This is a genomic window from Streptomyces sp. BK340 (assembly GCF_007827595.1).
Lineage (GTDB): Bacteria > Actinomycetota > Actinomycetes > Streptomycetales > Streptomycetaceae > Streptomyces.
On record NZ_VISR01000030.1, the window covers coordinates 151,160 to 158,289 of the forward strand.

A 7,130-nucleotide genomic window follows, 5' to 3' on the forward strand; every position below is an offset into this window, starting at 1 on the left:
CCTCAGTTGCTCCGCCGCACCCCGGGCGAGACCGCGATCCGGGACACCGCCCAGAACACCACGAGGGTCGCGAGCGCCATCCCGGCGACCAGGGTGGCGCCGCCGACGACCTTCTCGTAGTTCCTCTGGAAGAGGCCGTCGATGATGTAGCGGCCGAGGCCGCCGAGGCCGATGTACGCGGCGATGGTGGCCGTCGAGACGATCTGGATGGCGGCCGACCGCACTCCGCTGAGGATCAGCGGCAGCGCGACCGGGAGTTCCACCTGGAACAGGACCCGTGACTCCGGCATCCCCATGCCCCGTGCGGCGTCCACCGGGGAGGGGTCGACGGACCGGACCGCCTCGTAGGTCGTGACCAGGATCGGCGGGACGGCGAGCACGACCAGCGGGATCATCACGAGCGACATGCTGAAGCTCAGCCAGGTGACCAGCAGCACCAGCAGGCCGAAGGTGGGCAGTGCCCGGGCCGCGGTGGCGATCAGCGCGAGCGCGTTGCCGCCGCGCCCGTAGTGCCCGGTGACCAGGCCGATCGGCAGCCCGATGACGGCGGCGAGGGCGAGCGCCTCCAGGGAGTACTCGATGTGCTGGACGACGCGGTACGGGATGCCGTCGTAGCCGTGCCAGTGGCCGCTGTCGCTGAAGAAGGCGTTGACGAAGTTCAGGACGTTCACCGGGCCGCACGCTCCTTCGGCATCCAGGGGGTCAGCAGGGCACGCACGGCGACCAGCAACGCGTCGACCAGGACGGCCAGAACGGCGGTGGTCACGACGGAGTTCACCGCGAGCGGGGGCCGGTTGTAGATCTGGGCGTCGTGCAGCAGATTGCCGAGGGCGCCCTGGTTGCCGATCAGCATGCCGACGCTCACAAGAGAGATGCTCGACGCGGTCGCCACCCGCAGGCCCGCGAGGATCGCGGGTACGGCGATGGGCAACTGGACCTGGAAGTAACGCCGTACGGGTCCGAGGCCCATGGCCGTGGCGGCGGCGAGGGTCTCCGGCGGCACCGAGCGGACACCGTCCACGATCGCGGGGACCAGCACCACCAGGCTGTACACCGCGAGCGGGATCATCACGGTCGTCTCGGTCATGCCGGTGTAGTCGATGAGGACGACGAAGAAGGCCAGGGACGGGATGGCGTACAGCACGGTGGTCACACCGAAGACGGGCGGGTAGAGCCAGCGGAACCGCACGCACAGCTGGGCCAGGGGCAGCGAGACGAGCAGCCCGGCCAGCACCGGCAGCAGGGCCTCCCGCAGGTGCAGGCCGATCAGGCCGAAGTAGCTGTTCTGGAGGTCGCTCGGGATGTCGAAGAAGCCGCTCATCGCGCGGCCTTCGCGTCCTGCCGGCCCGCGGTGTGGGCGGCGCGGATCGCCTCGCCGATCACCTGCTGGGAGACGACGCCGACGGCGCGCCCCTCACCGTCCACGGCGACGGCCCAGCCGGTCGGGGAGAGCACGGCCCCGTCGAGCGCGGTGCGCAGCGAGTCCGTGCCGGGCACGAACGGCCGCCCGAACGGCAGGAGTCGCTCCCGGTCGATCTCCCCGGCGGTGAGGTCGTCCGGCGCGCCCCAGCCGAGCGGCCTGCCGTCGACGTCCGTCACCAGGAGATAGGGAGCGGTGCCTCGCGCGGCGAGCTTCTCCGCGGCCGCGTCGATCGCGACGACGGGAGCGGTCTGCAACTCCAGTTCGGCGGAAGGGAAGAAGGAGAGCCGCCGGATGCCCCGGTCCGCGCCGAGGAAGTCCTCCACGAAGGAGTCGGCGGGCGCGCTGAGCAGTTCGGCCGGCGGGGCGAACTGGGCCAGCCTGCCGCCGGTGCGCAGCACGGCGACCATCGTGCCCAGCTTGATGGCCTCGTCGATGTCGTGCGTGACGAAGACAATGGTCTTGCCCAACTCGTCCTGAATGCGCAGAAGTTCGTCCTGGAGACCCTTGCGCACGATCGGGTCGACGGCGGAGAAGGGCTCGTCCATCAGCAGCACCGGCGGGTCGGCGGCGAGCGCCCGGGCCACGCCGACGCGCTGCTGCTGGCCGCCGGAGAGCTGGTACGGGTACCGCTTCGCGAGCGCCGTGTCGAGCCCGACCCGCTCCATCAGCTCCGCCGCCCGCGCCCGCGCCTTCTGCCTGCTCCAGCCGAGCAGGCGGGGCACGGTGGCGATGTTGTCGAGGATGGTGCGGTGCTGGAAGAGACCGGCGTTCTGGATGACGTAACCCATCGACCGGCGCAGGGTGTTGACCGGCTGCTGCCGGATGTCCTGGCCGTCGAGGAGGATGCTGCCCTCGCTGGGCTCCACCATCCGGTTGATCATCCGCAGGGTCGTCGTCTTGCCGCAGCCGGAGGGGCCGACCAGGACGGTGATCGCACGATCGGGTATGTCCAACGACAGCCCGTCGACGGCCACCGTGCCGTCCGGGTACCGCTTGGTGACTGCATCTATCCGTATCAAAACGCCGCTTGTCCTTCGGTTCTGGCGAGACCTGGGCCGTTGCGGGGAGAGTGTAGACGGCGAGTGTTGCGGCAGTTCGTCCAGCAACCACTCGTTACCCTCACGCCCTTCTGTGACGCCAGCCGGCCTCCGCCATCGGCATCCCGTCCGTCCGTACCACCCGCCGCCCCGCGTCGACCGCGAATGCCACCGCCACCGCCGCCTTCGCCCTGGGCGAGGACGGCGTGGCCTGGGCGGCGGCCCGGATCGGCTGCGAGGTCAGGCTGAGCAGCCCGGTCGCCGGGCGTCCGGTGCGCCCGTCGAGGATGTGGTCGCCCCGCTCGTACCGCCCGGAGGTCGCCACCGCCCCGGACGCCGCCCTGGTCCGGATCGCCGACGCGGGCCCGGGCATCCCGGCCGCCGACCGGGACCGCGTCTTCGACCGCTTCCACCGGGTGGACAAGGCCCGCAGCCGGGACCGGGGCGGCAGCGGGCCGGGCCTGTCGGTGGCGCGGGGGCTGGTGGAGGCGCACGGCGGAAGCCTCGCGCTGGACCGGGAGAACGGGCTGACGGTGTTCACGGTCGGGCTTCCCCTGAGGCCCGCGCGCTGAACGATCTCCGCCTCCTTCAGGCCGGTTCCCCCGGTCCCGGGCATCCCTCGCCATGGAGGGCCCGGGCATGGCGAGGAGGCGGTCTGTGCAGGCGGAGAAGGTCTGCGCGTTCGTGCTGACGGCGATCGAGCCCGAGTACCTGGCCGTCGCCGGCCATCTCGGCCCCGGCCGCGAAAGGCGCACGGCAGACGGCGCCGTACGAGATCGGCCGCTTTCACGGCGAGCGCGGCGCGCTGACGGTCGGCGTGCAACTGGCCGATCCTGGGGACGAGTTGGCGGCGGCGCGCCGGCCGAGCGGCCGGTGGCCCGGCTGCGCCCTTCGGTGTTGCTCCTCGTCGGCGTCGCGGGCGGCCGCAAGGACGCGCGGCTCGGCGACGTGGTCGTGGCGGACACGGTCCACGGCCATGAGAGCGGCCGGGACGAGCGGGACGCCTTCCGCCCCCGGATCAGGTCCTGGCCGTCGGCCTTCGCCCTGGCGCAGCGGGCCCGCGCGGGCCCCGGCCGCGTACGTGGGTGCGTTCGGACAACAGGCGTGCCCGCCTTCACGGTTGCCCGATTCGCCGGAGTCGCGAAAGACGACCGTCCGGTGGGAACAGGTCAACCAGCCGCCCCCGAAGGACAGTTCAGGAACCCATCACCTCGGCGCCGTCCGCCACCGCCGGACTCTCCCGCCTCGGATACGGCCGCGCCGCCAGGACCGCCACGTCGTCCTCCGCATGGCGTGCGTCCAGGTTGGTCAGGATGGTGTCCAGGACGTCGTCCACGCCGTGGCCGGTGAAACGCAGGGCGGACAGGCGGGCCATGGAGCTGTCGATGTCCTCGCCACGGCGTTCCACGAGCCCGTCGGTGAAGAGCACCAGTGTCTGGTCGGGGGCCAGCTTGTGGGTGGCCGACTCGTAGCCGCCGAAGCCGGTGCCGAGCGGCGGTCCGACCGGTACGGACAGCGGTGCGGTCCGGCCGTCCTCGCTGATGAGCACGGGCGGCAGATGACCGGCGCTGGCGAGCGTGACCTGCCCCCGGCCGGGGTCGATCCGCGCCAGCAGACAGGTGGCCGGCCTCCGGTCGGCCTCGCCGGAGGCGATGTCGTCCATCTGCCGCAGCACGCGGTGCGGGGGCAGGTCGGAGGAGGCGATGTAGCGCAGCGAGGAGCGGTAGGCGCTCATGTCGACGGCGGCTTCCAGGCCGTGGCCCATGACATCGCCGACGACCAGCAGGGTGCGGCCGAAATGGAGCCGTACGGTCTCGCACCAGTCGCCGCCCACCAGCACCCTGCTGCTGCCGGCCGGGAGGTAGCGGATCGCGACGTCCAGGTTCGGGTGCGGCCGGCCGGGCTCCGCCAGCAGCGCGCGTTGCAGGTCACCGGCCGTCTGGCTGACCAGGTCGTAGGCGCGAGCGTGCCGTATGTGGGAGGCGGCGCGTTCGGTGAGGAGGGCCAGCCGCTCGGCCTCCGAACGGGTGAACCGCGCTCCGTGCCGCCCCGCGACCAGGACGCCGTACTGGTCGTCGCCGATGGTCAGAGGCACAGAGATCGCGGGGCGGCTGGGGCTGCCCGGCGGCTGCTCGGTCCAGGGCTCCGGTGGTCTGTCGGCCGCCGGGGTGCCCACCTCCTGGGCCACCGCGGTGGCCCAGCGGACATCGGGCAGCACGTCCGGATCTCCGGCGATCGCCTCGTACCCGGAGACGGTCTTGCCGGTCCGGCGCATGACCGCGGCCGCGCCGCCCACCAGCCGTACGACGGCCCGGGTCAGCTCGTCGCAGGTGGTTTCCTCGTCGAGCGTCGTACCGATCGCGCCCGCGGCCGCCCGCAGGACGGTCAGCCGGGCCTCCTCGCCCTCCGGCTCACCGGCGCCGTCCGCGCGGTCGCCGTCAGCGGGCACGGACCTGCGACGGGCCTGGATCCAGCGCGCGACACCCATCACCCTCACAGAGTCTCAAACAGGAGGGAGCCGGGCACCAGTCACTGGTGTCCCGGCCACCCCCGAAGCCCCAGAAGCCTCAGGACTCATCCGGCGTCAGCCGGAGCGAGATGCTGTTGATGCAGTACCGCTGGTCGGTGGGCGTCGAGTACCCCTCACCCTCGAACACATGACCGAGGTGGGAGCCGCAGCGGGCGCAGCGCACCTCGGTACGGACCATGCCGTGGGAGCGGTCCTCGATCAGCTCCACCGCGTCGGTGTCCTTCGGGTCGTAGAAGGACGGCCAGCCGCAGTGCGACTCGAACTTGGTGGTGGAGGTGAACAGCTCGGCCCCGCAGGCGCGACAGGAGTAGACGCCCTTGGTCTTGGTGTCCGTGTACTCACCGGTGAAGGCCGGTTCGGTTCCGGCCTGGCGCAGCACGGCGTACTCGGCCGGTGTCAGCTCCGCGCGCCACTGCTCGTCCGGCTTGTCGACGTCGTACGACATGAGCCTCAGCCCCTTTACTGCTGCGACAGACGGTCCAGGATCTGCGGGCCCAGGTCGGTCACGTCGCCCGCGCCCATGGTGAGAACGAGATCACCGGGCTTCGCCATTCCCGCGATCACCGCGGGGATCTCCGCCTTGTCGTGCACGGCGGAGACGTCGGCGCCCGCCGCGCGCGCGGCCTCGATGATCAGCTCGCTGGTCACCCCGGGGATCGGGTCCTCGCGGGCCGGGTAGATGTCGAGCACGACCGAGGCGTCGGCGAGCGCCAGCGACTCGCCCATCTCCTTGCCCAGCTCCTGGGTGCGGGAGAAGAGGTGCGGCTGGAAGACGACCAGGATCCGGGAGTCGCCTGCGGCGCCGCGCATGGCCTCCAGGTCGGCGGTCATCTCGGTGGGGTGGTGGGCGTAGGAGTCGATCACCTGCACACCGGCGGCCTCGCCCTTGAGCTGCAGGCGCCGCTTGACCCCGGTGTAGGCGGCCAGCGCGGGCGCCAGCTCGGCGGCGGGAATGCCGAGGGCGGCACCGGCGGCCAGCGCGGCGACCGCGTTGAGTGCGTAGTGGCGGCCGGGCACGGAGACCTCGAAGGTCAGCTCCTGCCCGTCCAGCACCGCGGTGACCTGGCTCTTCAGCCCCTGCGGCAGCACGGACAGGACCCGTACATCGGCGTCCTCGGCCGCGCCGTACGTCACGATCCGCACCGACCCGTCCAGCCGCCGCGTGAGCTCCCGCGCACCCTCGTGGTCGGCGGAGATCACCAGCGTCCCGCCGGGCACGATCTTCCCGGCGAAGGTCTCGAAGGACTCGTAGATCTCGTCCATCGAGGCGTAGTTCGCGTGGTGGTCCAGCTCGACGTTGAGGACGATGGCGACCTCGGGCGCGTACTTGTGGAAGCTGCGGTCCGACTCGTCGGCCTCGGCGACGAAGATGTCGCCCTCGCCGTGCAGCGCGTTCGAGCCGGGCGCGTCCAGGTCGCCGCCGATGGCGTACGACGGCTCGCGGCCCAGCTCGCTCAGCGAGACCGCCAGCATCGACGTGGTCGTGGTCTTGCCGTGGGTACCGGCCACGGCGATCGGCCGCAGCCCGTCCATCAGCGCGGCCAGTGCGTCGGACCGGTGCACCACCGGGACGCCCAGCTCGGCGGCGCGGGCCAGCTCCGGGTTGTCCCTGCGGATGGCCGACGACACGACGACACAGCTCGCGTCGTCGGCGAGGTGCCCGGCGGCGTGCCCGATGTGCACGGTCACACCGAGCGCCCGCAGCGCCTCGGCGGTCGCCGACTCCTTGGCGTCGCTCCCGGCCACCTCGGCCCCGCGCTGCGCGAGGATCTTGGCGATACCCGACATCCCAGCACCGCCGATGCCGATGAAGTGCGGTCGGTCCATGGCGGCAGGAAGTCCGGGTGCCATGCAAGTCTCCATAAGATCCGGTACGAGGCTGGGCGCCCCTAGCCTATGCGCTGACGGACCGGGCACCTCGCAAGAGCCGCGGGGCAGCCGGTCCGGGAGGCGCGGGGGGCCGTGCCGGTCCGCGGGCTGAGCCGCGTGGGCGCGACCGGCCGCAACGACGCCGCACCCAAGGACGCGACGCCCCGCCCCGCAGTGCCTAGGTGTATTGACCCGCAGCGTTGTTCACTCGGCTGATCGGGGGCTGGCCTCCGAGTGCGGTGTGGCAGCGGTGGTGGTTGTAGGTGTGGAG

6 protein-coding genes and 2 pseudogenes are annotated in these 7,130 nt (G+C 72.0%); 1 reads left to right on the forward strand and 7 read right to left on the reverse strand.

Annotation, left to right across the window (positions count from 1 at the left end):
- Nucleotides 1-2: 2 nt before the first annotated feature.
- The 4 genes and pseudogenes from FB157_RS38405 to FB157_RS48930 form a co-directional block, all read right to left on the reverse strand.
- Entirely contained in the window at nt 3-671 is a 669-nt protein-coding gene (locus tag FB157_RS38405; protein ID WP_145885355.1) for an ABC transporter permease, read from the reverse strand.
- Entirely contained in the window at nt 668-1,321 is a 654-nt protein-coding gene (locus FB157_RS38410) for an ABC transporter permease (RefSeq protein ID WP_145885356.1), read from the reverse strand. The genes FB157_RS38405 and FB157_RS38410 overlap by 4 nt, the downstream gene beginning before the upstream one ends.
- Nucleotides 1,318-2,442 carry an ABC transporter ATP-binding protein gene (locus FB157_RS38415; RefSeq protein ID WP_186581875.1) on the reverse strand — a complete coding sequence of 375 codons (1,125 nt, stop codon included), beginning with the start codon at nt 2,440-2,442 and terminating at the stop codon, nt 1,318-1,320. The genes FB157_RS38410 and FB157_RS38415 overlap by 4 nt, the downstream gene beginning before the upstream one ends.
- Before the next feature lie 100 nt (nt 2,443-2,542).
- Nucleotides 2,543-2,791: pseudogene (locus tag FB157_RS48930) on the reverse strand (FAD:protein FMN transferase); the annotation flags it as partial.
- Here FB157_RS48930 and FB157_RS47720 point away from each other — a divergent pair.
- Nucleotides 2,778-3,032: pseudogene (locus tag FB157_RS47720) on the forward strand (ATP-binding protein); the annotation flags it as partial. The pseudogenes FB157_RS48930 and FB157_RS47720 sit on opposite strands and share 14 nt — an antisense overlap.
- A 623-nt stretch (nt 3,033-3,655) precedes the next feature.
- Here the strand turns inward: FB157_RS47720 and FB157_RS38425 are convergent.
- The 3 genes from FB157_RS38425 to murC all read right to left on the reverse strand — a co-directional run bounded on the left by FB157_RS38425 (nt 3,656) and on the right by murC (nt 6,841).
- Nucleotides 3,656-4,948, reverse strand: coding sequence for a PP2C family protein-serine/threonine phosphatase (locus tag FB157_RS38425; protein WP_315903861.1), 1,293 nt, complete (start codon nt 4,946-4,948; stop codon nt 3,656-3,658).
- A 79-nt stretch (nt 4,949-5,027) separates the two neighbouring features.
- Nucleotides 5,028-5,435 carry a peptide-methionine (R)-S-oxide reductase MsrB gene (msrB, locus tag FB157_RS38430; RefSeq protein WP_145885359.1) on the reverse strand — a complete coding sequence of 136 codons (408 nt, stop codon included), beginning with the start codon at nt 5,433-5,435 and terminating at the stop codon, nt 5,028-5,030.
- 14 nt (nt 5,436-5,449) lie between these two features.
- Entirely contained in the window at nt 5,450-6,841 is a 1,392-nt protein-coding gene (murC, locus tag FB157_RS38435; protein ID WP_145885360.1) for a UDP-N-acetylmuramate--L-alanine ligase, read from the reverse strand.
- Between the last annotated feature and the right edge of the window lie 289 nt (nt 6,842-7,130).